General features: G+C 70.7%; 27 protein-coding genes. 15 read left to right on the top strand and 12 right to left on the bottom strand.

Annotated elements, in window-relative coordinates; genetic code table 11:
- Positions 1–152 precede the first annotated feature (152 nt).
- Positions 153–1,427 (top strand): SLC13 family permease, encoded by a 1,275-nt coding sequence (locus IEY17_RS11010; protein WP_188987236.1) that lies wholly within the window; start codon positions 153–155, stop codon positions 1,425–1,427.
- A gap of 123 nt (positions 1,428–1,550) precedes the next feature.
- Here the strand turns inward: IEY17_RS11010 and IEY17_RS25340 are convergent, their stop codons facing one another.
- The 3 genes from IEY17_RS25340 to IEY17_RS11000 form a co-directional block, all read right to left on the bottom strand.
- Positions 1,551–1,907: a hypothetical protein gene (locus IEY17_RS25340; protein WP_229680032.1), complete on the bottom strand. Its 357-nt coding sequence runs from the start codon at positions 1,905–1,907 to the stop codon at positions 1,551–1,553.
- A 42-nt stretch (positions 1,908–1,949) separates the two neighbouring features.
- Positions 1,950–2,390, bottom strand: a complete 441-nt coding sequence (locus tag IEY17_RS25335) for a hypothetical protein (protein ID WP_229680031.1) — start codon at positions 2,388–2,390, stop codon at positions 1,950–1,952.
- A 69-nt stretch (positions 2,391–2,459) separates the two neighbouring features.
- Complete coding sequence (locus IEY17_RS11000; protein ID WP_188987235.1) at positions 2,460–2,765, bottom strand: glycine-rich domain-containing protein; 306 nt, start codon at positions 2,763–2,765, stop codon at positions 2,460–2,462.
- Between the two features lie 71 nt (positions 2,766–2,836).
- Between IEY17_RS11000 and IEY17_RS10995 the strand changes: the two genes are divergently transcribed.
- Complete coding sequence (locus tag IEY17_RS10995) at positions 2,837–3,367, top strand: hypothetical protein (protein ID WP_229680030.1); 531 nt, start codon at positions 2,837–2,839, stop codon at positions 3,365–3,367.
- Positions 3,368–3,464: 97 nt separating this feature from the next.
- Here IEY17_RS10995 and IEY17_RS10990 read toward each other — a convergent pair whose 3' ends face one another.
- Positions 3,465–4,304 (bottom strand): endonuclease/exonuclease/phosphatase family protein, encoded by an 840-nt coding sequence (locus IEY17_RS10990; protein WP_373289867.1) that lies wholly within the window; start codon positions 4,302–4,304, stop codon positions 3,465–3,467.
- A 222-nt stretch (positions 4,305–4,526) separates the two neighbouring features.
- Between IEY17_RS10990 and IEY17_RS10985 the strand changes: the two genes are divergently transcribed.
- From IEY17_RS10985 to IEY17_RS10970, 4 genes are all read left to right on the top strand, one after another.
- Positions 4,527–4,772, top strand: coding sequence for a hypothetical protein (locus tag IEY17_RS10985; RefSeq protein WP_188987233.1), 246 nt, complete (start codon positions 4,527–4,529; stop codon positions 4,770–4,772).
- Between the two features lie 111 nt (positions 4,773–4,883).
- Complete coding sequence (locus IEY17_RS10980) at positions 4,884–5,333, top strand: DUF4396 domain-containing protein (RefSeq protein ID WP_188987336.1); 450 nt, start codon at positions 4,884–4,886, stop codon at positions 5,331–5,333.
- A 221-nt stretch (positions 5,334–5,554) separates the two neighbouring features.
- Positions 5,555–6,454, top strand: a complete 900-nt coding sequence (locus IEY17_RS10975; protein ID WP_188987232.1) for a sigma-70 family RNA polymerase sigma factor — start codon at positions 5,555–5,557, stop codon at positions 6,452–6,454.
- Positions 6,455–6,517: 63 nt separating this feature from the next.
- Positions 6,518–7,390: a universal stress protein gene (locus IEY17_RS10970; protein WP_188987231.1), complete on the top strand. Its 873-nt coding sequence runs from the start codon at positions 6,518–6,520 to the stop codon at positions 7,388–7,390.
- A 70-nt stretch (positions 7,391–7,460) separates the two neighbouring features.
- On the opposite strand, the gene IEY17_RS10965 is transcribed toward IEY17_RS10970, so the two are convergent.
- The 4 genes from IEY17_RS10965 to IEY17_RS10950 form a co-directional block, all read right to left on the bottom strand.
- Positions 7,461–8,480 (bottom strand): asparaginase, encoded by a 1,020-nt coding sequence (locus tag IEY17_RS10965; protein WP_229680029.1) that lies wholly within the window; start codon positions 8,478–8,480, stop codon positions 7,461–7,463.
- Between the two features lie 6 nt (positions 8,481–8,486).
- Entirely contained in the window at positions 8,487–9,200 is a 714-nt protein-coding gene (locus tag IEY17_RS10960) for a Clp protease N-terminal domain-containing protein (protein WP_188987230.1), read from the bottom strand.
- A gap of 129 nt (positions 9,201–9,329) precedes the next feature.
- Entirely contained in the window at positions 9,330–10,994 is a 1,665-nt protein-coding gene (locus IEY17_RS10955; protein WP_188987229.1) for an FAD-binding dehydrogenase, read from the bottom strand.
- A 183-nt stretch (positions 10,995–11,177) separates the two neighbouring features.
- Positions 11,178–11,420, bottom strand: coding sequence for a hypothetical protein (locus IEY17_RS10950; RefSeq protein WP_188987228.1), 243 nt, complete (start codon positions 11,418–11,420; stop codon positions 11,178–11,180).
- Between the two features lie 51 nt (positions 11,421–11,471).
- Between IEY17_RS10950 and IEY17_RS10945 the strand changes: the two genes are divergently transcribed.
- From IEY17_RS10945 to IEY17_RS10910, 8 genes are all read left to right on the top strand, one after another.
- On the top strand, positions 11,472–11,846 hold the full coding sequence (locus tag IEY17_RS10945) for an MmcQ/YjbR family DNA-binding protein (protein ID WP_188987227.1): 375 nt from the start codon (positions 11,472–11,474) through the stop codon (positions 11,844–11,846).
- An 88-nt stretch (positions 11,847–11,934) separates the two neighbouring features.
- Positions 11,935–12,684 carry a type VII secretion target gene (locus tag IEY17_RS10940; protein WP_188987226.1) on the top strand — a complete coding sequence of 250 codons (750 nt, stop codon included), beginning with the start codon at positions 11,935–11,937 and terminating at the stop codon, positions 12,682–12,684.
- A gap of 18 nt (positions 12,685–12,702) precedes the next feature.
- Positions 12,703–13,776, top strand: a complete 1,074-nt coding sequence (locus tag IEY17_RS10935; RefSeq protein WP_188987225.1) for a CHAP domain-containing protein — start codon at positions 12,703–12,705, stop codon at positions 13,774–13,776.
- A complete protein-coding gene (locus tag IEY17_RS10930) occupies positions 13,773–14,057 on the top strand; it encodes a YbaB/EbfC family nucleoid-associated protein (protein WP_188987224.1) in 285 nt (94 codons plus the stop codon). The genes IEY17_RS10935 and IEY17_RS10930 overlap by 4 nt, the downstream gene beginning before the upstream one ends.
- A complete protein-coding gene (locus tag IEY17_RS10925) occupies positions 14,057–14,473 on the top strand; it encodes a hypothetical protein (protein ID WP_188987223.1) in 417 nt (138 codons plus the stop codon). The genes IEY17_RS10930 and IEY17_RS10925 overlap by 1 nt, the downstream gene beginning before the upstream one ends.
- Positions 14,474–14,720: 247 nt before the next feature.
- Entirely contained in the window at positions 14,721–16,337 is a 1,617-nt protein-coding gene (locus IEY17_RS10920; RefSeq protein WP_188987222.1) for an AMP-binding protein, read from the top strand.
- A 262-nt stretch (positions 16,338–16,599) separates the two neighbouring features.
- The gene (locus tag IEY17_RS10915; RefSeq protein ID WP_188987221.1) at positions 16,600–17,091 is read left to right on the top strand and encodes a hypothetical protein; all 492 of its coding nucleotides are present in this window, start codon (positions 16,600–16,602) and stop codon (positions 17,089–17,091) included.
- Between the two features lie 51 nt (positions 17,092–17,142).
- On the top strand, positions 17,143–17,802 hold the full coding sequence (locus IEY17_RS10910) for a response regulator (protein ID WP_188987220.1): 660 nt from the start codon (positions 17,143–17,145) through the stop codon (positions 17,800–17,802).
- Here the strand turns inward: IEY17_RS10910 and IEY17_RS10905 are convergent, their stop codons facing one another.
- Positions 17,803–18,813, bottom strand: coding sequence for an Acg family FMN-binding oxidoreductase (locus IEY17_RS10905; RefSeq protein ID WP_188987219.1), 1,011 nt, complete (start codon positions 18,811–18,813; stop codon positions 17,803–17,805).
- A 169-nt stretch (positions 18,814–18,982) separates the two neighbouring features.
- On the opposite strand from IEY17_RS10905, the gene IEY17_RS10900 reads away from it, so the two are divergent.
- Entirely contained in the window at positions 18,983–20,659 is a 1,677-nt protein-coding gene (locus tag IEY17_RS10900) for a sensor histidine kinase (RefSeq protein WP_229680028.1), read from the top strand.
- A gap of 116 nt (positions 20,660–20,775) precedes the next feature.
- Here IEY17_RS10900 and IEY17_RS10895 read toward each other — a convergent pair whose 3' ends face one another.
- The 3 genes from IEY17_RS10895 to IEY17_RS10885 all read right to left on the bottom strand — a co-directional run bounded on the left by IEY17_RS10895 (position 20,776) and on the right by IEY17_RS10885 (position 24,818).
- Entirely contained in the window at positions 20,776–22,419 is a 1,644-nt protein-coding gene (locus IEY17_RS10895; RefSeq protein WP_188987218.1) for a pyridoxal-dependent decarboxylase, read from the bottom strand.
- 23 nt (positions 22,420–22,442) lie between these two features.
- Complete coding sequence (locus IEY17_RS10890; RefSeq protein WP_188987217.1) at positions 22,443–23,798, bottom strand: M20/M25/M40 family metallo-hydrolase; 1,356 nt, start codon at positions 23,796–23,798, stop codon at positions 22,443–22,445.
- Positions 23,799–24,080: 282 nt separating this feature from the next.
- Positions 24,081–24,818 carry a hypothetical protein gene (locus tag IEY17_RS10885; protein WP_188987216.1) on the bottom strand — a complete coding sequence of 246 codons (738 nt, stop codon included), beginning with the start codon at positions 24,816–24,818 and terminating at the stop codon, positions 24,081–24,083.
- Positions 24,819–25,021 lie beyond the last annotated feature (203 nt).

The following is a 25,021-nucleotide window of genomic DNA, read 5'->3' as shown; positions in this document are numbered from 1 at the left end:
ACCGACGGGTCAGTGGCTGAACCAGTTCGCCAATCGAGGCTTGACTTCGGGCGGCTGCTCGCCGAAAGTGGACTGGCCAATCAGCCACTATGCCGCACGTCACACCGCTGGTCGGGGCGGGGAGGCGGCCTCGCGCGGGCAAGGAGGCAACGGTGCCGCCCGAGTTGATCTCAATCCTCGTACTGGTCGCGGCGTTCGCCGTGGCCACGACGCTGTCGGTGAACATGGGGGTGCTCGCGTTCGCCGCGGCGTTCCTGGTCGCCACCCTGGTCGCAGGGCTGTCCGAAGACGACATCTTCGCCGGGTTTCCGGGCGATCTGTTCGTCGTCCTGGTCGGCGTGACCTACCTGTTCGCCATCGCCCGGGCCAACGGCACCACCGACTGGCTGGTGCGGCAGGCGGTGCGCCTGGTGGGCGGGCGGATCGCGCTCGTCCCCTGGGTGATGTTCGGTATCGGCGCGGTGCTCACCGCCATCGGCGCGGTCAGCCCCGCCGCGGTCGCCATCGTCGCCCCGATCGCGCTCAACCTCGCCGCGCAGTACCGGATCAACCCGCTGCTGATGGGCGCGATGGTCGTGCACGGGACGCAGGCGGGCGGGTTCTCGCCGATCAGCATCTACGGCACCATCGTCAACGGCGTGGTGGCCCGCAGCGGCCTGCCGTCGAACCCGGTGGTGCTGTTCCTGGGCAGCTTCGCGGTCAACGCGGTGATCGCCGCGGTGGTGTTCGTGGTGCTCGGAGGACTCAAGCTGGTGCGCGCCGAAGCCCGCCAGCCCGCGCTGGTCGGCGGCGGAGCGGACGTCGTCGTCGACGAGACCGAGAACGTGCGGCTCGACCGCGACCGGGTGCTCACCCTGGTGGGACTGGCGATCCTGGTGGTCACCACGCTCGGCTTCGGCCTCGACGTCGGCCTGGTGGCCATGTCCGTCGCGGTGGTGCTCAGCCTCGTGTCGCCGAAGACGGCCCGCCAGGCGCCCGGCGAGGTTGCCTGGCCCACGGTGCTGCTGATCTGCGGTGTGCTCACCTACGTCGGTGTACTGGAGAAGATGGGCACCATCGACTACGTCGGGCACTCCGTGGCGGGCATCGGGATCCCGCTGCTGGCCGCGCTGCTGCTCTGCTACATCGGGGCGGTCGTGTCGGCGTTCGCCTCCTCGGTGGGACTGATGGGCGCGCTCATCCCGCTGGCCGTGCCGTTCCTGCTGCAGGGCAGCATCGGCCCCGTCGGCATGATCACCGCGCTGGCCGTGGCGTCCACCGTGGTCGACGTGAGCCCGTTCTCCACCAACGGGGCTATCGTCCTGGCCAACGCCAAGGGCGTGGACCGCGACGCGTTCTTCCGGCGGCTGCTGGTCTACGGAGCGATGATCGTCGCGATCGTCCCGGCCGCCCTGTGGCTGGTGCTGGTGCTGCCGAACCTCGGTTGACCCGGAATGCGACACCGCGCTCAACGCGGCGTTGCTGGCTCGCGCCGCGGGGCATCGGTGGCGGTTGCCGCACGTTGCTACTCCGAACGCCGGGTCTCGCGCCGGCCGTGGGGTTCGGAAGCGTCAGACGTGTATGTGGTGGCGGCTGGCGTTGGTGACGCAGTGCGCGGCGTAGTCGCGAGCGATGCGGGCGCGTCGGTGGGAGTGAGGGATCTGGCCGCTGGCGGCTCGGTAGGTCCACAGTCCGGCCACGTAGGAGGTGAGCGCGGCGAGGTGATCACGGGAGGTGGTGGAGAAAGATGGGACGGTGTGTGCCCATGCTTCGGCTTCGGCTGGGGTGTGTCCGGCGAGGATCAGGCGGATCACCAACAGGGCGGTGTCCACCCATGCGGCTCCCGCTGACGGCCAGCCCCAGTCGATCACGCGCACACAGTGGTCGTTGCTGATCAGGAATTGATCGACGTGGAGGTCGGTGTGCACCAGACGGTCACCGTCGACGCGGGCAGCGATCAGCCCAGCGGGTCAGGGTCTCGATATCGAGCCCTGGTCCGGGTATTCGGCGGCGGTCTTCGCCCACCAGTTCCCGCCGGACCATCGGTTCCGCAGGGGGCGTAGACCGGTTGCGGGTAGGGCAGCGATCTTGTCGACGGTGGTGGCCACCAGCGGCAGGTCCACCGAACCGGGGGTGAGGTCGGCCGGGCGTCCGCAGACGTGCTCGAATCCCACGACCAGCCAGTCACCGACATCAGCGGCGAACACGACGTCAGGAGCGATGCCGGCGGCGAGTTTCCCGGCGGTGATCTCGTTGCGCAGCCACCGCATGCGTAGGCTGACGCCCTTGACGCCCTTGCAGAAGAGGGTGCGTGGGTGCTCGGTCGAGTCCTGGTCCCGGTGGAGTATGGCGGCGAAGTCGTTGTTCTGGCCCCCCGGTGACCGGTGTGGCGGAGGCGATGGGGCCAACATTCCCCTGCACAGCGGCGCGAACCTGCTGCGGTAGCTCCTGCCAGGTGATCATGTTGGCCCCCGAGCGAATCAGCCGGTACGGGTCTCGGTGTTCTCGTTGCCGTCAACGCCGCTGGCGGTGCAGATGCCGTCCTCGTGGCAGCTGCCGCAGCTCGGAGCGTAGTCCTCGACCGTCCACAGATCGGGGTCCACCACGTACCCGGCCTGCTGGATTGCCTCGACCGTGGTGTCACGCACCATTACCGGGGTCTTGGCGTGCGTGGGCGCGCCGGGTTCGTCCTCGGGGACGTGGTGGATGAAGTGGCCCGCGACCTGATCGCAGAACGCGCGGTACTCACGGGTGTAGAGCAGGAACTGGTGCCAGCCGGTGTCCACGGTCGGCGACGGCGAGAGCTTGCGGCCCGGGAACTTCCCGCAGGCGGCCAGAAACGCCAGCGCCTGGGCTGGTGGAGCACTCCCTGGACCTGCTCGGTAGCAAGACTGATTCAGAAGGCGTCGTCGCACTCAGCGGGGCGGCACACCTTCGCGGGGCGATCATAAGTGCCCGTCACGGCAAAGCTGATCGGGCCTGTGAACACATCAAGGAGGCCCGCGAATCTGGTGCGCTTATTGGTCGCGAATCGCATGCTTACGACACCAGTTTCGGTCCTGGCAACGTCGAAATACACGATGTTGCGGTCTCGCTGGAGTTGGGTGATCCGGGTCGCGCTGCGCGGAATGGCTCGTCGTTGCGAATTCCATCTGACGTAACCGCTACCCGTGTGGGCCACCACTGGCAGGATGTCGCTCGGGCGTGGGTGCTCTCCGGTGAGCACTCCAAGGCGCTTGCCGCGCTGAACCGGGCCCGCCGAGTTGCTCCCCAGCTGACACGCTATCACCCGCAGGTGCATGAGACAGCGCGTGCGATCGCTCTTGCTGAGCGGCGGGAGTCTGGCAGTATCGCACACTTCACGGCGTGGCTCGGAATCCGTGTGTGATGGCGTCAAACCCTGACGCTCCGTCCGGAACGAGCGGGGCGTCTTGTTATGCGGGTCGGGGTGGCGGTTGGCTTCGGCCTGACTTCGGGGAGGACCGCTACGCGGGTTGAGTGGTGACCACCACCAGCACGGGCAGGTGGTCGGATGCCGGGGAGTCGAGCACGGCCGCGCGGGTGGGGCGGAGGGCGTCCGAGCACGTTACGTAGTCGATGCGCTTGACGGGTTCGGGCGCCGGGTAGGTATGGCCGCCCTGCGGCCCGTTGGCGGCGGACCAACCGTCGCGGACGCGGGCCAGCTCCGGGGCGTCGGGCTCGGCGTTGAAGTCGCCGAGCAGCAGCTGCCGGGCGCCCGCGCGGTCCTGGTCCAGGACGTCGATCGTCTCGGCGACCTGGATGCGTCGCACGGCCGGGTCGGGGCGGTAGTCGAGGTGGGTCACGTAGACGTGCACCGGGCCGCCGGGCACCGCCACGACCGCCTCGGCGAACCCCGGCATCGGCCGCGGAACCGGATTCTCCTCCACAGTGGACAGTCGGGTGAGCAGGTGGTTCTCGGTGCGGATCATGGGGAACCGGCTCAGCACGGCGACGCCGTAGCGGCGGCGCTCGATGCGCCCCGGTTCCGGGTCGAGGTCGTAGATGGGCGCGAAGAAGGTGTGCATCCCGGTCCGGCGGGCGAGCTCGGCGACCTGGTCGGCGTACCGGCTGCGCGCCGACCAGTGCACGTCGACCTCCTGTAACCCGACCACGTCCGCGCCGGAGGCGGTGATGGCGGCCGCGGTCCGCGCCAGGTCGAGCTGCCCGTCGACGCCGATCCCGGCGTGGATGTTGAAGGTGAGCGCCGAGAACCGGTGACCGGGGTCGGCGTGCGCGCTGCCGGGCAGCAGTGACGCCAGCACGGCGAGGACAACAGCGGCAACAGCGCGGCGCGAGGTGCTCACGAGTTCCGGAGCATACGGGCACCGGGTGACGCAGCGGTGGCGATCAGCTCCCCGCGCGGAGTCCATCTGGTGTCCGGCCACGTCACCGGAACGGCCTGCCTGCGGAGCTCGGGTGCGGATCCCCGGGTCGTGCACGGACCGGGACTTTTCGCCCTGCCGATCCGGGTGCGCCGCTGCGAGGATGGCGGTCTGCGGCTGGTCCGCACTGGGGAGGTGGGGACGGTGTCTCCCACATCGTTGGAGCTCAATCACCGGGAACGCGCGGCGCTGCGCGCTGTCGCGGCGGGGCGGGTGGAGATCACCTGCAGCAGCGAACCCGATCTCTACATCGACGGGGTGGCGTTCTGCGACCAGCAGACGGCCCACCGGCTCGCCCACGACGGCCTGCTGCGCCCGGTGCGGGACGGCAGGCTGGGTGACGTCGTGCTGGCCGAGTTGACCGGAGAGGGCACCGCTCAGCTCGACTGACGCCTTGCATGGTTTACCCCCTAGGGTATAAAGGGCGCGGCGGTGGCGCTCGCCACCGGCAGCCGACCGAGGGGGTACCCGGTGACCGAACACGTGCCCCACAGCCACCACATGACCAGCGGGCGCGCGCTCACGCGTACCGCGATCAGGGCCACGGCGCACTGCCTCACGGGCTGCGCCATCGGCGAGATCCTGGGCATGGTCATCGGCACGGCACTCGGCCTGTCGAACGCGGTCACGATCGTCCTGGCCGTGGTCCTGGCCTTCGTGTTCGGCTACAGCCTGACGATCCTGCCCGTGCTGCGCGCGGGCGTCGGCCTCGCTGCCGCCCTCGGCATCGCCCTCGCCGCCGACACGGTGTCGATCGCGGTGATGGAGATCGTCGACAACCTCGTCATGGTGCTGGTACCCGGGGCCATGGACGCCGGGCTGACCAGCCAGTTGTTCTGGGGTGCGCTCGCGTTCTCCCTGGCTGTGGCGTTCGTGGTGACCGTGCCGGTCAACCGCGTCCTGATCCGCCGCGGCAAGGGCCACGCGGTGGTGCACAAGTACCACCACTGACAGGACCTCCGTCACCCACCGGCGTGCCTTGTCCGAAGTGGACGATGTCATGTGCTGCGCAGGGAGTTCGCCCGACCCACTCTGTTCGCGCTGGAGTACGTGCCTCATGCAGGCACTGCCGCCGGACGGCATGCCCGCGGTCCGCGACAGCGACCGCGAATCCAGTTCGGTCACGCGGGCGCGGCCGGGTTCGTCAATGCTGGTGACGAACGGAGGACCTGATGGACGGACATGACTGGCTGGCGCAGCGGTTCGAGGAGCACCGCGGACACCTGCGCGCGGTGGCCTACCGCATGCTCGGCTCGACGAGCGAAGCCGAGGACGCGGTGCAGGAGGCGTGGCTGCGGCTGAGCCGCTCGGACACCAGCGACGTAGCGAACCTGGGCGGCTGGCTGACCACCGTCGTCGGCCGGGTGTGCCTGGACATGCTGCGCTCGCGCCGGTCGCGGCGCGAGGAGCTCGTGGGCGCACACCTGCCCGAGTCGACCGCCGACGACGGCGCCGCCCCCGAGGACGAGGCGGTGCTGGCCCAGTCCGTCGGCGTCGCCATGCTCGTCGTGCTCGACACCCTCGACCCGGCCGAACGCATCGCGTTCGTGTTGCACGACATGTTCGCGGTGCCGTTCGACGAGATCGCGCCGGTCGTCAGCCGAACCCCGGCGGCCGCTCGGCAGCTGGCCAGCCGGGCCCGCCGCCGGGTGCAACGCGCGGACGCCGCACCCGATGCCGATCCGGCCCGCCGCCGCGAGGTCGTCGACGCGTTCCTCGCCGCGGCCCGCGGCGGCGACTTCGAGGCGCTGCTGTCGGTGCTCGCGCCCGACGTCGTGCTGCGCGCCGACGATGTGGCGGTGCGGGCGGCGCAAGCGGACCCGTCGCACGCCGCACCACCGCTGTCGAAGCTGTTGCGCGGCGCGTCGGCCGTCGCCAACACCTTCAAGGGCCGCGCGCAGGGCGCCCGCCCCGCGCTCGTCGACGGTGCGATCGGAGCGGCGTGGGCACCGGACGGCAGGCCGCGGTCCGTCTTCGACTTCACCATCGTCGACGGCCGGATCACCGCGATCGAGGTCTTCGCCGACCCGGACGCGCTCGCCCAGCTGGAGGTGGAGATCCTCGACGCCTGACCGCGCGGATCGGCGGGTGCGGTCGTACGGTCGGCCCACGGGGCTTCTCGTGGTGGTGATCGGATGCGCAGGAGCGATGTGGTCGGCGTCGACGGCTCGGAGACCGCGTTGGAGGCTGTGCGGTGGGCCGCGGCGGACGCCGCCGCACACCGCGTTCCACTGCGGCTGGTGTGCGCTGTGCCGTTCGGCGGCACCGCGTCCGCGGAACTGCCACCAGGACGCGGCCTGGAGATCGTCCAGGCCGAACGGCAGCGCTGGCTGCTGCAGGCGGCCAACGCGGCCCGCGACGCGGCCGAGGGCGTCGAGGTCGAGCAGGAGCTGCGCCACGGCAAGCCGGCCCAGGTCCTGCTCGACGAGTCCGAGCGCGCGTGGCGGGTGGTGGTCGGCACCCGCGGGCTCGGCGAGTACACCGGCGTGCGGCTGGCGTTGGGCTCCACCGCGGAGCAGGTGGCGATGCGGGCCAGCTGCCCGGCGGTCGTCGTGCCCGGCGGCACCGAACCCGTCGAGGCCCTGCGGGGCCGCCCGGTCATCGTCGGCGTCGACGGCTCCCCGGTCGGCGAACAGGCCCTGGCGACGGCCTACGCGGAGGCCGCGATCCGGCGGGTCCCGCTGGTCGCGGTGCACGTGTGGAGCGACGTCGTCAGCGACGAGTGGCTGTCGCCGGATGTGCGGGACTGGGAGTCGATCAAGCAGGCCGAGGACCTGGTGCTCGCCGAGCGGCTGGCGGGCTGGCAGGAGAAGTATCCCGACGTGGCGGTGCAGCGCGTGGTCGTGCGGGACCGGCCGGTGCGGTTCCTGGTCGAGCACGGTGCCCTGGGCCAGCTCATTGTGGTGGGCAGCCGCGGTCGCGGCGGCCTCACCGGCATGCTCCTCGGCTCCACCAGCCGAGCCCTGCTGCACAGCGCGCCGTGCCCGGTGATGGTGGTGCGGGCCTGAGGCGCTCCGCTGAGGGGGGCGATGACCGTGGTAGGGCGCATCCCTGAACGCCCGAAGAGGCCCCGCTCCGTCACAGCGAGTCGAACCACTTGCGGGCGGCTTCGACCCCGCCGTCGGCCAGCGCGACCATCAGCGCGCTGCGCGCATGCGTGGCCGTCAGCCCACGCGCGCTGATCGCGCCCACGTCGAGCGCCAGCGCCGCGCCGATCGGGGCTTCGCCCGGTGCGGTCCGGGTGCGACCGGCGATCACCACCGGGATGTCCCAGTCGGTCAGGTCGCTGATCGTGGTGAGCAGGTCCACGGGCACGTTTCCCGCGCCGGTGCCCTCCAGCACCACCCCGCGGGCACCGGCGTCCACCGCGGTGTTCAGCAGCGCGGCGGGCATCCCCGGAAACACCCTGATCAGCGCGACGTCCGACTCGGGCTCGCCGGAAACCCGCGGCGGGCGGGCAGGAGGTGCGGCCGACACGAGCACCTCGTCCCCGGTGACGCGGCCCAGAACCGGTTGCGGCGCCGAGGAGAATGCCGCACGACCGGCGTCCGCAAGGGTCGCCCAGCGGGCGGCGTGCAGTTCGCCGTCACAGCACACCACGGCACCCGCGCCGCGCAGCGCCGGGGCGGCAGCGGCGGTCAACGCCGCGGCGAGGTTGCCGGGGCCGTCGCTGTCCGGGGCGTCGAGAGTGCGGCCAGCTCCGGTGAAGACGACGGCGCCGAGCGCGGCGGCCGGGCCCACCAGAAGATCGGTGAGGAACGCGGTGTCCTCGAGCGTGTCGAGGCCGTGGGTGACCACCACGCCGTCGAAGCCGTCGTCCACCAGCGCCGTACGGACCCGGCGGGCCAACCGCAGCATGGTCGCCGGGGTGGTGTCCCAGCTCGGCTCAGCCAGGACGTCCTCAACGTGCACCGGCAGCGCCGAACCGGACGCGGCCAGCAGGTCGGCGCCGGATGCGACCGCCGAACGCCGCGGCTGGTAGGCGATGGTGTCCCCGGTCGCCAGGAACAACAAGCGGTTCTGCACAGCACCCCCCAACCCGGTCGCCGGCACGACGGCGACCAGCAACGAGACCAGCAGGGATTTCAGGACGGCCACGACGGGTCAACCACCGAGGCCGACGTGCTCCTCCAACCGCGCGATCCGGTCGAGGAGCGGTTGCAGTTCCTGGCGGAGTGCTGCTGCCACCGTTGTCGCCGACTCACCGGCCGCCTGCGCCCGCAGGTGCACGTAGCCGGCCAACGCCGCGACCACGGCACCGCGCGTCGCGCGCAGCTCCGCCCCGGCGCCGCGCAGGGCGTGACCACCGGCGCCGTCGGGTTCGGCGATCAGACCCAGCAGCAGGTGTTCGCAGCCGACGTAGTTGTGCCCGAGCGCCACTGCCTCGATCACGGCGAGTTCCAGGGCGTTCGCCGCCGGACCGCTGAAGTGCGCGGCGGGTGCGTCGGTCGCTTCGGCCTGCCGGGGTGTGTCCAGCCGGGCCGGATCGATCTCCATGGCATGCAGCACGCGCAATGCCAGGTTGGTGCCTTCGGCGAGCATCCCGCGTAGCAGGTGCTCGGTGCCAACCTGCGCGGCACCGTCGTTGCGCGCCTGCTCGATGCCCAGCCGGACTGCCGCCCGGGCGCGATCGGTGAACTGCGACAACCGTTCGGTCGGGTCCGCCTCGTCGAGATCGCCGAGCGCGGCCGCGCGCAGTGCCATCACCCGCTTCGCCGACTGTTCCAGGGCACGCTGGCAGATCGCCGACACCGGCACTCCGGCGGTCCGGACCGCCTCGGCCAACTCGTCAGGCAGGTACACGTTGATCTTCGGCACGCCGCCTCCTCTGCTCTGTAACCCCATATATACCCCCAGTGCGGGGCAGGTGTCCACGACGGGTGTGGTCCAGACGCAGGCGGCGACGCGGTGTCGTGCCCGGAAGGCGCCGGGATTCCGCGACGCGGGTCAGGCGGTGCCCCGGGCCAGCGCGCGACCGGCCTGCCGACCGGAGAACAGGCAGCCGCCGAGGAACGTCCCCTCCAGCGCGCGGTACCCGTGCATCCCACCGCCGCCGAACCCGGCGACCTCACCGGCGGCGTGCAGCCCGGGCACCGGCTGGCCGTCGGCGTCCAGTACCCGGCAGGACAGGTCGGTCTGCAACCCGCCGAGTGTCTTGCGCGTCAGGATGTGCAACCGCACCGCGATCAGTGGGCCCGCGGCGGGATCCAGCAGCCGGTGCGGCGCGGCGGTGCGCACCCGGTCCGGCAGCGACCGGCGCGCGTTGCGGATCGCCATGATCTGCAGGTCCTTGGTGAACGGGTTGGCAAGCTGCCGGTCGCGGGCGACGATCTGCCGCTCCACCTCGGCGAGGTCGACCAGCGGCTCCCCGGTCAGTTCGTTCATGCCCGCGACGAGTTCCGGCAGGGTTCGCGCGACCACGAAGTCGGCGCCGTTGCGCACGAACGCCGCCACCGGTCCCGGCGCCCCCGGGCGCACCCGGCTGAGCGTGAGCCGGACGTTTTTGCCGGTCAGGTCCGGGTTCTGCTCGGAGCCGGAGAGCGCGAACTCCTTCTCGACGATCTTTCGGTTGAGTACGAACCAGGAGTGGTCGTAGCCGGTGGCGGTGATGGTCCGCAGCGCGTTGAGCGTGTCGAAACCGGGGAAGTTCGGCGCCGGCAGCCGTCTGCCGCGCGCGTCGAGCCACAGCGACGACGGACCAGGCAGGATGCGGATGCCGTGCCGCGGCCAGATCGGGTCCCAGTTCTCGACACCCTCGGTGTAGTGCCACATTCGGTCGCGGTTGACCACCCGGCCACCGGCCTTCTCGGTGATCCCGAGCATCCGCCCGTCGACGTGCTCGGGCACCCCGGACAGCATCCGCCGCGGCGGGTCGCCGAGGCGGGCGGGCCAGTTGGCGCGGACCAGCTCGTGGTTGGCGCCGAGCCCGCCGGAGGTGACCAGCACGGCCTGGGCGCGCAGGTCGAAATCGCCGACCGCGGTGCGCGAACTGGGCGTGCCGCGGGCCGCGCTGCTGGGTTCCAGGATCGCGCCGCGCACCCCGTCGACGACACCACCGGTCGAGGTCAGCTCGTCCACGCGGTGGCGGAACCGCAGCTCGACCCGCCCGCGGGCGACCGCCTCCCGCACCCGCCGCACGAACGGCGCGAGCAGCCCTGGTCCGGTGCCCCAGGTGATGTGGAAGCGCGGCACCGAGTTGCCCGGGCCGTCGGCGAGGAAACCACCGCGCTCCGCCCAGCCCACCAGCGGAAACCAGCGCACCCCGAGCGAGTGCAACCAGGCGCGCTTCTCGCCGCACGCGAAGTCCACGTAGGACCGCGCCCACCGGTGGCCCCAGTGGTCGGCGCCGCGCGGATCGTTGACATCGCGGTCGAAACCAGCGCTGCCCAGCCAGTCCTGCCATGCCAGCTCGGGGGAGTCCTCGATGCGCATCCGGCGCTGCTCGGGGGAGTCGACGAGGAACAACCCGCCGAACGACCAGAACGCCTGGCCGCCCAGGCCGGTCTCCGGCTCCTGGTCCAGCAGCAGCACCCGACGACCGGCGTCGGCCAGCTCCGCCGTCGCCACCAGACCCGCCAGCCCGGCACCCACCACGATCACATCAGCGTCCATCGCCCGCTCCACCACGTCCCGGTCCGTCCTGCACCGACCCTGCCAAGAGTGACAAGCTCGGGCAACGGGCAGCACCGTGGATGCCAACCGGGTTCATCACCGGACGACACGTGGAGGTGGTCGCCGTGGGAGCCGCGCAGCGGCAGCAGGTGGTCGAGGTTGCGCTGCTCCCCCTGGTCATGATCAGGCGGCCAGCTGACCGGCGAAGTCGAACTCGCCGTCTGCGGCTCCCGCGAGGAAGGCCGACCACTCGCCCTGGTTGAAGCGCAGTACAACCTCGGTGGCTAACGAGGTGACGAGCGTGTCCGTGCCGATTCTGGTGATGGTGGCGACCCCGTTGGTGGTGTCGGTGCGACCGTTGCGGGCATCGCTCAGGAATGCCGCCCACGCCGGGTGGGGAAAGGTGATTGTGCCTGCGTTGAGCACCCGCGGCGGCAGGTGGGTACTGACGCCGTGTTGGGGGCATAGGGTGGTGGGGTGACGCCTGAGGAGTTGAAGGCCGCCTGCCTGGGGTTCGCCGGGGCGCGGGAGGAGTTCCCGTTCGACGACAGCAACAGCGTGTTCAAGGTCAGCGGGAAGATCTTCGCGATCAGCCGGTTGGGCGCCACGCCGCTGCGGGTCAGCCTGAAGTGCGAGCCCGAGCTGGCCGTCCAGCTGCGCGGCGCGTACCCCGCCATCACTCCCGGCTACCACCTCAACAAGCGGCACTGGAACACCGTCGTCCTGGACGGCTCGGTGCCCGAGCAGCTGGTCCGGGACATGATCGAGGACTCCTACGACCTGGTGGTCGCCGGGCTGCCCAAGCGCGAGCAGGAGAAGCTGCGCTGGAGCACGCTCGCCCGCGAGGAGTGACCCCACCGCGCCGAGCGCGCACCCGTTTCCGTGCGCAAATCGTGAAAAACGGGGTCATGGTGCGGACCTTGGCGGTAATACTGATCGCGTGAGCAAGCTTTCAGCGGAGCAGATCGCCCAGCACGCCTACGACGCAGGCTTCCGGGGCGAGGCCCTGACCACCGCGGTGGCCGTGGCTCTTGCGGAGTCCGGAGGGAACACCCGTGCTCACAACCACGAGGGCCTGGACAACTCCTACGGCCTCTGGCAGATCAACATGCTCGGCGACCTGGGCCCGGCCCGGCGCCGGCAGTACGGCCTTGACTCGAACAAGGACCTGTTCGATCCAGACGAGAACGCCAAGGCCGCCTACCAGATCTGGAAGGACGACGGCGACCGGTCGTTCCGGCACTGGTCGACGTACGAGAACGGGGCCTACAAGAAGCACCTCGACGACGCGCGCAAGGCCGTCAGGCACGTCGGCAAGGGCAAGGGCAACGGCAAGGGCTCCGGGGGCGGCCAGCGCCCCGGCAAGCCCGGCGGCGACGGTTTCACCGTCCAGACCGAGTACCTGCGCACCTACGCCAAGCAGGCCGACGGCGTCGCCGACGGCCTGGAGGCGGTCGGCAAGAAGACCGTCCATGCCGTGCGCGGCATCGCCGAGGACACCTTCGGCCGGGTCGGCAAGGAGACCGGGTTCACCGACGCGCTCGGTGACTTCAGCGACAGCCTGAAGAAGCAGGTCACCGCCACCGGGACGAACGCGCGCAACCTGGGCAAGGCCGCCAGCGAGGCGGCGAGGACCTACGAAGAGGCCGACCAGGCGGCGGTTCGCGAACTCAAGGCCGCTCTGGGCTGACGGACGAGGGAGTCCACAGTGGATGTCTCAGGAATCGCCACGCGGTTCGCCGGCGAGCTGATCGCGCACCGGACCAAGCTCGAGGGCAAGGCCGGTGAGGCGCAGAACGCGCAGACCGCGCTGGAGTCGGCCGCCAAGGCGATCGAGGAGCAGCGCGACGCGCACCGCAAGGCTGCCCAAACCCTGCTGAGCAGGTGGGAGAGCAACGCCACCGCCGGTTTCCAGAAGCGCACCGACAGGTTCGACAGGGATCTCGAACTCACCGCGCAGGCCAGCACCAAGGGCGCCAAGATCGTCGCCGAGGTCTACCAGGCGTTGGAGGGCCGGCACAACACCGTCGGCAACATCGTCGAGGAGTTCATCACCACGGCGACGAAGCTGCTGCAGTCCGGGCTGGCCGCGGCCGGGATCACCGCTCCGGCCGGGCTGATGCGCGCGGTTGCCCAGGTCGCCGACCTCGCCGGCAGCTACATCAAGCAGTCCGGTGGCGAGCTCAAGGACGCCCGTGACGAGATGGTCGAGGCCGCGCGCAAGCTCCGCGCGCTGCAGCGGGACGTCGACTCCGACGGGGTCGCCGACCCCAGATCCGAGGCCAAGCAGCCCGGCAAGGACACCGGCAAGGGCGAGGGCGGCCAGAAGGGCAAGGACGAGCGCAAGGGCTCGGCCAAGGCCGAGAAGATCCTGGAGAACGCGCGCAAGCACCTCGGCTACCACGAGGGCGCCAACAACCGGAACAAGTGGGGGCCGACCGGACAGCCGTGGTGCTCCTACTTCGCCACCTCGATGTGGCAGGACGCCGGGGTGGACATCCCCAAGTACGGCTTCAGCGGCGACGTCTACAAGTGGGGCGAGAAGCACGGCACCGCCTACGACGCCGATGCGCTGGCCAAGCAGGCCCGCCCCGGTGATGCACTGCTGTTCGGCAGCGGACCGGACAGCCCCGCCACCAGCAAGCACATCGGCATCATCGAGAAGGTCGAGGGCAACAAGATCACCACGATCGAGGGCAACTCTGGCGACCAGGTCGCGCGCCGCACCTACACGCTGCCCAAGGACGCCGACAAGTTCTACGGAGGGGTGCACCCGAAGTGACGATCATCGGACGCGCGCAGCGCGACGGCGTGACGATCGCGGTGGCTCCCGGCGGCGCCCTGCGGTCGGTGGAACTGGAACCGGAGGCGCTCCAGCTCGGCGCCGAGCGGCTGGCCGCCACCATCAAGGACGTGGTGCGCCAGGCGGCCCGCGTCGCCAACCAGGCGGCCCGGCAGGCCATGGCCGAGGAGGTCGGCGAGCTCAGCGACGCGGAACTGGCCGTGCTGGGCCTGGACCCGCTGAGCGACGAAGACGACGCGACGGAAGCGGGGAGGGCGTGATGGACGCCGACGAACGGACCATCGACGACCTGATCGCCATCGCCGAGGGGATTCCGGAACGGCCGATGGACCTCGCCGCCAGCATGGACCGGATTCGTGGCACCGCGGAGGGCGAGGGCATCTCGCTGGAGGTGGACCTGCAGGGCATGCTGGTCGAGCTGGAGCTGACCGACCAGGCGCTCGCGCTCGGTCCCGAAGGGCTCGCCGCGGAACTGACCCGGCTCAGCGAGGAGGCGTCCTTCGACGCGCTGCAGCAGGGCCTGGTCGCCATCGAGGTCGGTTGCGGTGCGAAGGTCGCGACCGAGGTCGGCGAGTACCTCAACAGCCTCTTCGAAGAGCAGGAGGCGGAGGCGCCGGATGAATTCCAGGGCGAGGAACCCGCCCCGGAGTCCTGGACCAGGAAGGAATCCTGGTAGTACCGGGCATGCCCGGCGTGCGGAAGCGGACACCGGGCATGCCCGGCGTCATCCTGCGTGGCAGTGGCCGCCCGCGGTGGGCGGGACGTCCAGCTGCGGTCGGACTGGTGTGTGAACACGCCCGCCAACTCGGCCCCCTCCTGGCCTGAATGGGTGCGATACACCCCCTTTCGGGGGTAATCGGGAGGGGCTGGACGTGCCTAGTCTTTCCGCCTACTGCTCCGCACCACTGTTTTCGGGAGGCGACGTGACGTCGGTGCAGCTGTCCTACTCCTCGGGTGTGTCGGATGTGCCGCTGTTGGGCGAGACGATCGGGGCCAACCTCGATCGCACGGCGGCACGGTTCCCGGATCGCGACGCGCTGGTGGAACACGCCACCGGCCGCAGGTGGACCTACCGGGGACTCGTGGCGGACGTCGATGCGCTGGCGCTGGGTCTGCTCGACGCCGGGATCACCAAGGGTGACCGGGTGGGGATCTGGGCGCCCAACCGCGCAGAGTGGGTGCTGCTGCAGTACGCCACGGCGAAGATCGGCGCGATCCTGGTCAATGTCAACCCGGCGTACCGGGTGCACGAGCTGGAGTTCGTGCTCAACCAGGCGGGGGTGCGCCTGCTGGTCGCCGCGCAGCGGTTCAAGTCCTCGGACTACGTGGCGATGGTCGAGCAGGTCCGGCCGAAGTGCCCGCGGCTGGAACGCGTCGTCCACCTCGACAGTCCCGAGTGGACGGAGCTGGCCGCCGGCGGCGGGAACCCCGCCCGATTGACGGACATCCGGCTGTCCGCGGACGACCCGATCAACATCCAGTACACCTCGGGCACCACCGGCTTCCCCAAGGGCGCCACCCTGTCGCACCACAACATCCTCAACAACGGGTTCTTCGTCGGTGAGCTGTGCGGCTACACCGAGCAGGACCGGGTGTGTATCCCGGTGCCGTTCTACCACTGCTTCGGGATGGTGATGGGTAACCTCGCCTGCACCAGCCACGGCGCGGCGATGGTGATCCCGAGCGAGGGCTTCGACCCGGTGACGGCCCTGGCGGCGGTGGCCGCCGAGCGCTGCACGTCGCTGTACGGGGTGCCGACGATGTTCATCGCCGAGCTGGACCTGCCGAACTTCGAGGACTACGACCTCAGCTCGCTGCGGACCGGGATCATGGCCGGGTCGCCGTGCCCGGTGGAGGTGATGAAGCAGGTCATCGAGCGGATGGGGATGGCGGGGGTGGCCATCTGTTACGGCATGACCGAGACCTCGCCGGTGTCCACCCAGACCCGCGCGGACGACTCGCTGGAGCGCCGGGTGTCCACGGTGGGCCGGGTCGGCCCGCACCTGGAAGTCAAGATCATCGACCCGGACACGGGACTGACGGTGCCGCGCGGCACGGCGGGCGAGCTGTGCACCCGCGGGTACTCGGTGATGCTGGGCTACTGGGAGCAGCCGGAGATGACGGCCGAGGTGATCGACGCGGCCCGCTGGATGCACACCGGCGACCTGGCGGTGATGGACGCCGACGGGTACGTGAGCATCACCGGCCGGATCAAGGACATGGTGATCCGCGGCGGGGAGAACATCTACCCGCGCGAGATCGAGGAGTTCCTCTACACCCACCCGGACGTCCTGGACGCCCAGGTGATCGGGGTTCCGGACGCCAGGTACGGCGAGGAGCTGATGGCGTGGGTGCGCCTGCGCGAGGGCGCCGAGCCGCTGACGGCGGAGTCGCTGCGCGAGTTCTGCACGGGCAAGCTGGCGCACTACAAGATCCCCCGCTACGTCCACGTGGTCGACGAGTTCCCGATGACGGTCACGGGCAAGGTCCGCAAGGTCGAGATGCGCGAAGCCGCCAAGAAGCTCCTCGGCCTCGACTGACCCGGACCGGCCCCGGCACCACGCGATCGACGTGACGCCGGTGGCGATGGCGGCCAGTATCTCCTCGTCGACGGCGTGCCGTGATCTGGCTCGCGGATCCCGCCGTGGGGCACCGCGTCGGAGGGCCGGCGGGTTAGGCTCACGCGGATCGGCGTGGCCGGGAACCGTGCACGTCCGTCCGGGGGTTTCTCGCGACGGTGGCCCGGCTGCCGGGTGCAGCAGTCCGCGTCCCTGCCGGGGTGCGGGAGGTGGAGGAGGTCGGGTGGCACGAGTCGCGATCACTGGCCATCGGGGCCTTCCGGAACGGACCGCGACCCTGGTGGAGGAGGCGCTGCGCGCGTCGGTCCGCGCCGTCGGCGCCGATCTCGTCGGTGTGACGTGCCTGGCGGACGGCGCGGACACCCTGTTCGCCCGGGCGGTCCTGGACGCCGGTGGGCGCCTGGAGGTGGTCGTGCCCGCGGCGCGCTACCGGGACGCGCTGCCCGACGACCACCGCCCGGTCTTCGACGCGCTGCTGGCGGCGGCCGTGCGGGTGGTCCGGCTGGACCACGTGCAGCCGACACCGCAGTCCTATTTGGACGCGGGCCTGCGGATGCTGGAGCTGTCCGACGAACTGCTGGCCGTCTGGGACGGCGAACCCGCGCGCGGCCGCGGCGGCACGGCGGACATCGTCGAAGCGGCCCGTGCCAGGGGCCTCCCGGTCACGGTCCTGTGGCCCCCGGGGGCACACCGCGTCCCGCCCGCGGACGGATGACCGCCGCGCGCTCACCGGGACGTCTCGGCCCCCGGCTCCTACGCTGGGGACATGGACCGCAGCCGACCGGCGGGCACGATCCGGGTGTTCCTCGTCGACGACCACGAGCTGGTCCGCGTCGGCCTGGCCGACCTGCTCGACGCCGAGGACGACCTGGAAGTGGTCGGGCAGGCGGGGTCGGTGGCCGAGGCGCTGGCCCGCATCCCCGCGGTGCGGCCGGACGTGGCCGCGCTCGACGTGCGGTTGCCCGACGGCAACGGCGTGGAGCTGTGCCGGGAGCTGCGGTCGCGCATCCCCGACCTGCGCTGCCTGATGCTGACGTCCTTCACCGACGCCCAGGCGAAGTTGGACGCGGTGCTGGCCGGGGCGGCCGGCTACCTGGTGAAGGACGTCAGGGGCATGGAACTGTCGCAGGCGGTGCGCCTGGTCGGCAGCGGGCGGACGCTGTTCGGCGAGAAGGACCCGGCCGCGCTGGTCGAGCGGTTGCGTGCCGACCTGGACTCCTCGGCGGACCTGCCAAATCTGACCAGGCAGGAACGCGTCCTGCTCGACCTCGTCGGCGAGGGGCTGACCAACCGGGAGATCGCCGAACGCATGTTCCTGGCGGAGAAAACGGTCAAGAACTACGTGTCCCGCCTGCTGGCCAAGCTGGGCGTGCAGCGCCGCACCCAGGCCGCGGTCATCGCCACCCGGGCCCGCCGCCAGCGCTGATCACCAGCTCCGCTCGGCCGCGGCGTCGCAGATGACCACATCCGCCAGGCTGCGCCGCGGGGAGGCCGGGACCGGAGAGCCGTAGCCGATGCGCAGCACGGCCTGGGGCCACAGGCCGCCGCCGATGAGGCTGCGCAGCTCCTTGCGGGCTTGCGGGACCTCCACCAGCTGCGACAGAAACGACGCCGCCAGCCCCGCATCGGTGGCGGTCAACAGCACCCGCTGCATCGCCAGCCCCGCCTGCAACTGGGCGAACGTCGAGTCCCGGAAGGAGCCGAGCACGCAGATCAGCGGCTCGGGTTCGAAGTCCTTGCCCACCACCCGCGTCGGCGCGGTGCCGCCGCTGTAGTCCCGCAGCACCCACTCGTCCTGCGGCTCGGGCAGCGGGCCGCTGGTGTGCGCGGGTACGCCCTCGCGGCTGTCGGCGTCGCGACCGGTCCACTGCCGCCACTCGGCGACGAACGCGGGGTCGGCGCGCTGGGCCTCGTGGGCGGAGCGCACCAGGGCCTGCAGCGGGGCCAGCTGGGGGCGTTCGAGGACGGCCAGCCATCCGCGCTCGGCCTCGGCCGCCTGCCGCAGTCGGCTGCGCAGCACCGGGGAGACCGGGGTGGGCAGGAAGGGGCGGCGGTTGGTGCGGCGTCGGTGGATTGCGGCGGCCAGTACCCGGTCCACCGGGGTGGCCGGGTGCGGACCCGCCGGGCGCACGGTCGCCAGCAGGCCGCGCCTGTTGTGGTCGGGCAGCAGACGCACGTCCGGGCGCACCCCGGCCACCCGGACCATCAAGCGGAGGTTCAGCAGGGCTGCCCCGCAGGCGAGCATGAGCTCGCGGTCGTCCGGGTCGGCCGCGGGCAGCGCCCGGGAGAAGTCGGCGTGCAGCTCGATCGCGTCGGGGGTGCAGCGGAACCGCCACGGCTGGCTGTTGTACAGCGAGGGGGCCGCGGTGGCGGCCAGCAGGGCGTCGCGCACCTGGTCGGCCGTCAGCGAGGCCACGGGCGTCAGCTGGAGCTCCATCGCGATCCCTTCGGCTCGTTCCGGGTTCTTGTCAGCCTCGTGCCCGCGGTGGCGCGGCCGGTAGAGCCGATCGTCACCTGGCGGGGCGGTGCGGACGGCCCGGTCGTGTCACAGTGGACCTGTGAGCAGGGCGGACTTGCCGAGTCCGCGGGGGGCGTGGACCGGTCCCGTGGGGACGTCGTCCCTGGTGCGGCTCGGGGAACTCCTGGCGCAGGTCCAGGAGCGTATCGAGGAGATCGTCGGGATCCGCGAGCGGCTCGACGGGCTGCTGGAGGCCGTGCTGACCATCTCCTCCGAACTGGAGTTGGACACGCTGCTGCGCCAGATCGTGCGCTCGTCGATGCGGCTGGTCGACGCCCGCTACGCGGCGATAGGTGTGCTCGCCGAGGATGGTTCGCTGAGCCAGTTCATCTACGAGGGCATCGATGAGGAGACCCGGCGCCGGATCGGGCCGCTGCCCACCGGTGGCGGCGTGCTGGGCGTGGTCATCGAGGAGAGCGCGCCGCTGCGGCTGGACGACGTGAGCAGGCACCCCGCCTCGGTGGGCTTCCCGCCGAACCACCCGCCGATGCGCAGCTTCCTCGGGGTGCCCATCCGCGCGCGCCAGGAGACGTACGGGCGGTTGTACCTGGCCGACAAGCGCGACGGCGCGTTCACCGCGGACGACGAGTCCGTGGTGCAGGCGCTGGCCGCCGCGGCCGGCATCGCGGTGGACAACGCGCGGCTGTTCGACGAGGTGCGGCGGCGGGAGCGGTGGCTGGACGCCACCAGCGAGATCACCACGCAACTGCTGGCGGGCACCGACACGCTGGACGCGCTGCACCTGATCGCCGAACGGGCCCTGGAGCTGACCGCGGCGGACTACACGCTGCTGGTGGTGCCGGACGATGAGGAGAACCCGGCGGCGGCCGAGGAGCTGACCGTCGCGGTGTGCGCCGGGGACGGCATCGGCGACCTGGTGGGGCGCCGCCTCCCGGTCGCCGGGTCGACGTCCGGCCAGGTGCTCCGGGAGCGGCTGCCGCGCAACGTGACGCGGCTGGCGTTCGACTTCACCGGCGGTCTGAGCATCGGGTTCGGTCCGGCGCTGGCGGTGCCGATGCGGGCCGGGGACGGGTTGTCCGGGGTGCTGCTGGCCGTGCGGGCGTCGGGTGCCCAGCGGTTCGACGACCACGCGCTGCAGGTGGTGTCGTCGTTCGCGGACCAGGCGACGCTGGCGCTGCAGCGAGCCGAGGCGCAACTGGCGCGGCGCGAGCTTGACGTGCTGGCCGACCGCGACCGCATCGCCCGGGACCTGCACGACAACGTGATCCAGCGGCTGTTCGCCGTCGGGATGGCCATGCAGGGCACCCACCGGCAGGTGAAGTCGCCGGCGGTGGCCGACCGGTTGGCCGAGCACATCGACCAGCTGCACGAGGTGATCCAGGACGTCCGGGCGGCGATCTTCGACCTGCACGCCGGCCTGGCCGGGGCACGGCGGTTCCGGGACCGGGTGCAGCAGGTCGTCACCGACATGGTCGGGGACTCGCCGTTGCACCTGGCCGTGCGGATGTCCGGTCCGCTGGACGTGCTGCCGCCGCAGCTGGCCGAGCAGGCCGAGGCGGTCGTCCGGGAGGCGGTGAGCAACGTCGTGCGGCACGCCCGGGCGTCGGAGTTGTCGGTCGCGGTGAGCGCGGGGGAGGAGCTGGTGGTCGAGGTGACCGACGACGGCGTGGGCATCACCGAGCAGGTGGCCCGCAGCGGCCTGCGCAACCTCGCCGAGCGGGCGGCCGAGTGCGGCGGTGAGTGCGCGGTCGAGCGGCGCGCGACGGGTGGCACCCGGCTGCGCTGGACCGCACCGGCTCGCTGATCGCAGGCACGTCCGCACACCACACTCCGCAGAGCGACATGGATGCAGGCCCTGCGTCGCGGGATCTCGTCCCGCGACGCAGGGCCTGCCGCTGGTGGCCGTTCAGTTCGAACGGATCACATGAAGCCGCGGTTGGTGCCCAGCAGGACCTGCCACTCGTTGCTCTCCGACGCCTGGTACTCGACCGGCGCGGGCTCCACGCCCATGGCGGCCGCCGGCTCGAAGGCGTCGTCGGCCTTCAGGTCCGCCAGGAGGCTGTCGAGGGCCTTCCGGTCGAGCACGTGCGGCATCACGAACAGGTGACACATCGTGGTGTTCTCGCCGGTCTGCACGCTGGCCAGCGAGTACTTGCGCACGATCTTGTCGTTGGGGCGCGGGAACTGCACGCTCAGCGTGCCGTCCGTGTGCTCCACCTTCGACTCGCCAACCAGCTTCCGGAGCGCCTCGGCGGTCTCCTTGGCCAGCTGCACCGCCTGGACGATGCCCTCGACCTGCTCCTGTTCGGAGAACCTCGCCAGCTGGTTCCACAGCACGATCGAGGAGAACCCGTTGCGGGAACCGGCGAAGGTGGTGTCCGGCGAGGCGACGTAGGCGGCCATCGGCGGCGGCTGCAGCTGGAACTTGCGGCGGGTCATGTAGATCCCGCACGGCCACGGCGAACCCGGGTACTTGTGTCCACTGGTGACGATCGAGCTGACCTGTTCGACACGGAAGTCGAAGTCCGGGATGGTGAAGTCGACCTCGTCGGGCTTCAGCAGCCCGTCCGCCAGCGCCTTCTTGAGGAACGGCAGGTAGGACGCGCCCAGCGCGCCGTCGACGTGGATCCAGAACGCACGCCGCTTGTCCTTGATCGGCGTGCCGCCCTTGGTGTTCACGCTGAACTCGCGCTCGTTCATCGAGTAGCGGTCGAACACCTCGCGCTGCAGGCGCTGGGCGATCTCCCCGACGTTGTCGTAGGCGCCGCGGAAGGTGGTGCCCAGGTTACAGATCAGCAGGATCGGGTGGCCACGGCGGGCGAAGAAGTCGACCGTGGTGACGAGCCGGTCGATGTCGATGGAGCCGTCCCGGTTGGACGGGATCTCGGCGGGCCAGCCACCGGTGTAGCCGCAGGTCTCGTACTCGCCGAACTCGCTGTAGTACTTGGCGCCCACCTCACCGAAGGTGGGGATGGCCAGGGTGTGTGCCGCCTTGGCCACCGAGTAGTGCGTGTCCGCGGAGAAGAACGCCACCGGCTGCAGCGCGTTGGCCCGCTTGGCCGGGGTGTCCAGATAGGGCGCCCAAACCTCGGCCTGCGACATCAGCAACCCCGGGTCGGGGCCCGGGTTGGCCAGCAGGATCTTGCCGGACAGGTAGTCGCGGGCGTTGAGCAGCGCGTAGACGTTGCCCTCCGAGCAGCCCATCGACAACACGTAGCCCCACGCGCTCGTCCAGCCCTGCTCGCTGTTCTCGCTGGTGTAGGGCTTGATTCCCCACAACTGCGCGTACCGCTTGAGCACCGCCTTCTCCAGCGGCTTGGTGTGGGTGGCCAGGTTGGAGTTGACGTACGGGTCGCCGATGTTGTTGGTGTGCACCCCGAGGAACGGCGCGAGGTCCTCGCGGACCTCGGCCAGGTTCTGGTTGACCTGGTAGCCGAGGAAGTTCTGCTGGTAGTGGTCCAGGTATGCCTTGAGCTCCTTCAGGGCGGCCTTGCGGTCCTCGTCGCTGAGCCCCTTGCGGGGCAGTTCGAAGAACTCGTCGTCCAACTTCGGTGCTTTTTCCACGGTTCCTCCTTCTGGCGCGGCGCTCAGAGCTTGGACAGTTCGTCGAGGAAGAGGGCCTCGGCCAGGGTCATCCGCTCCAGCTCGCCGAGATCGACGCTTTCGTTTGGGGCGTGGATTCTGGCTGCGGGTTCCTCGCAGCCCCACAGCAGGACCGGGGCGTTCTCGTTGCGCGCCTGCAGCTTGTGCACCAGCGGGATCGACCCGCCCTGGCCGAGGCTGGTCACGGCGCGGCCGTAGGCGGTTTTCAGTGCCCACTCGGCCATGGCGTAGATCTTCGATCCGGTCTTGACCTCGAACCCCGAGCCGCCACCCCGGTCCACCACGTCGACCGACAGGAACCAGGGCCGGTTCCGGTTGATGTGCTCGCGCAACGCGGCCACCGCGGCGGCGGGCTCCTGCCCGGGCACCAAGCGGATGCTGACCCGGGCCGTGGCCTGCGGGCACAGCGCGTTGACCGAGTCCTTCGTCGTCGGCAGGTCGCTGTCGAGTCCGACCACGTTGAGGGACGGCTTGGTGTAGAGCCGTTGCGCCACGGATTTGGTTCCGATCAGCGGCACACCCGGCAGCACCCCGGCGTTGTGGCAGAAGGTTGTCGCGTCGGGGTAGTCGGCGCCCGTCCACTTCGTGGCCAGCAGGCCCGGAATCGCCACGTCCCCGGCGTCGTCGTGTAGGGTCGCCAGGATCCGGCAGAGCGCCATGAACGCGTCCGGGGCGGGGCCGCCGTACATCCCCGAGTGCACCGGCCCTTCGAGCGTCCGCACGGTGATGTCGGCCTGGGCGATGCCGCGCAGGCTCGTGGTCAGCGCGGGAGACCCGACCGCCACGCCACCGGTGTCGGCGATCACGTAGGCGTCGGCCACGAATCTGTCCTGGTTCTCGGGCCTGTCGAGGTACTCCTCCAGCGACCCGGTCCCGCTCTCCTCCTCGCCTTCGATGAGGAACTCCACATTGACCGGCGGCTTCGTGCCGAAGGCGCGCAGCATGCCGACGTGCATCATGATCCCGGACTTGTCATCGGCGGCGCCGCGCCCGTACAGGCGGCCGTTTTTCTCCTTGGGGTCGAACGCTTCGTCCTCGCTCCAGCTGCCCGGCGGCTGCACGTCGTAGTGGGCGTAGAGCAGGACCGTGGGCTTGATGGGATCGACTGTGATTGATCCGTGCACCAGGGGAGCGCTGTTCCCGAGCGAGATGGTCTGGGCGTTGTGCACACCCGCTTCGGAGAGCAGGGAGACGACCTTGTCCGCGGCCTTCTTCTTCTCCGCGCCAAGGTGGGACCTGATCCTGACGAGCGAGATGAGGTCCTTTTTCAGATCGCCCTGGAGCTGCGCGACTTTCTGCTTGAGATCTTCGACGTTCGAGGTACTGCTCTCGACGTCCATCAAACTCCTTCCGTGGCCACGTGGGACCACCGCACCGGTTCAGGGTGTTGGTAGCACGACTGCATGATCCTGTATCCCACAACGGAAGCGCTGAGGCGAGCCAGGGACGGCATCTTCACCCGCAAGTGATCATCGGGGAACCGAAAAGCGTAAGAGACGTGTACGCAAAGATACTTCGGATCAGCAGTCGAGGCGGATAAACAGAACATAGTGGACTGATCAGGGCTGCTGCGGTGGTGGCGCTGCCACAGCCCCGCGGGGCCGGTGCGGGAGAGAAAACCGTCACCGTCGGCGGTTGTGCGGGTCGCCCACGATCTCGGTGCAGAACAGGCCGTCGCCGGGGCCGGGTTCGCCGGTCAGCAAGTTCGCGGCACGCTGGTCGACCTCGGCGCACCGGACCGGGCGGTCGTCGACCAGCAGCGGCGCGCGCTGCGCGGTGGCGCCGGTGTAGGCGAGCACGTGCCGCGGTTCGCTGCCGTCCTCGAGCCGGATCCGCTCGGGGCCGTGCAGGCATACCAGCCGGTACCGGATGCCGCGGCCCTCGCACTCGTCGAACACCCGGCGCTGGTCCGCGGTCGCCAGCCAGACCGCGTGCCGCTCGACCACTCCCGGGGCAGCGACCAGCACGGCGGGCCGCTGAGCGTCCCTGATGCGCAGGCCGGCCGCCCACACCGCGGCCAGCCCGGTGCAGTCCGCTCGCAGCACCACGGCGGGGCCGCGCAGGCCGAGGTGATCCCGTAACCAGGTGATCTTGGCGGGGCAGGCGTTGGACCCGTAGGCCAGCACGGGGTGCCGGCCCCGGACCGGGGGTGCGCCGTGCTCGGCCAGCCACTGGTCCAGGCATGGCTCGGCGCTGCGACCGTCGCCCACCCGCCAGCCGGAGGGCGCGGTGGCGTCCGGTCGCAGCCGGTGCCCGCAGCCGTTGAGGTGCACGAAGGAGAAGTCCGGGCGGGCACCGGGGTAGGGGTGCTCGCGGTAGTCGGCGTCGGTGAACTGCGTGCCCGGCTCGGGGTGGTTCATGGTGCCTTTCAGGATGCCCCGGCACCGGCCGGGGCGCACCGTCAGCTGGTCGGACTCGTTTCGAGATTGCACTATCAGAAATTCACTTATGGAGGTCTTGCCCCCGCAGAAGAGCCTTGTGAGTCGCTTTGGGTAACTATGATGAAGTCACTTGTTTGTTGACGGACGATCCGCGGTGCGGCTACCGTGCCGTGTGGTGCTGT

The organism is Saccharopolyspora thermophila (assembly GCF_014646075.1).
Lineage (GTDB): Bacteria > Actinomycetota > Actinomycetes > Mycobacteriales > Pseudonocardiaceae > Saccharopolyspora > Saccharopolyspora thermophila.
Note: the sequence above shows the minus strand (reverse complement) of the source record. Positions and strands in the feature narration are given on the sequence as shown.

Coding starts and splice junctions, on each gene's coding strand:
- IEY17_RS25335 (WP_229680031.1), bottom strand. CDS start 2,390: ATGTTGGCCCCATCGCCTCCGCCACACCGGTCACCGGGGGGCCAGAAC.
- IEY17_RS10980 (WP_188987336.1), top strand. CDS start 4,884: ATGACCAGCGGGCGCGCGCTCACGCGTACCGCGATCAGGGCCACGGCG.
- IEY17_RS10975 (WP_188987232.1), top strand. CDS start 5,555: ATGGACGGACATGACTGGCTGGCGCAGCGGTTCGAGGAGCACCGCGGA.
- IEY17_RS10970 (WP_188987231.1), top strand. CDS start 6,518: ATGCGCAGGAGCGATGTGGTCGGCGTCGACGGCTCGGAGACCGCGTTG.
- IEY17_RS10955 (WP_188987229.1), bottom strand. CDS start 10,994: ATGGACGCTGATGTGATCGTGGTGGGTGCCGGGCTGGCGGGTCTGGTG.
- IEY17_RS10925 (WP_188987223.1), top strand. CDS start 14,057: ATGGACGCCGACGAACGGACCATCGACGACCTGATCGCCATCGCCGAG.
- IEY17_RS10910 (WP_188987220.1), top strand. CDS start 17,143: ATGGACCGCAGCCGACCGGCGGGCACGATCCGGGTGTTCCTCGTCGAC.
- IEY17_RS10905 (WP_188987219.1), bottom strand. CDS start 18,813: ATGGAGCTCCAGCTGACGCCCGTGGCCTCGCTGACGGCCGACCAGGTG.
- IEY17_RS10890 (WP_188987217.1), bottom strand. CDS start 23,798: ATGGACGTCGAGAGCAGTACCTCGAACGTCGAAGATCTCAAGCAGAAA.
- IEY17_RS10885 (WP_188987216.1), bottom strand. CDS start 24,818: ATGAACCACCCCGAGCCGGGCACGCAGTTCACCGACGCCGACTACCGC.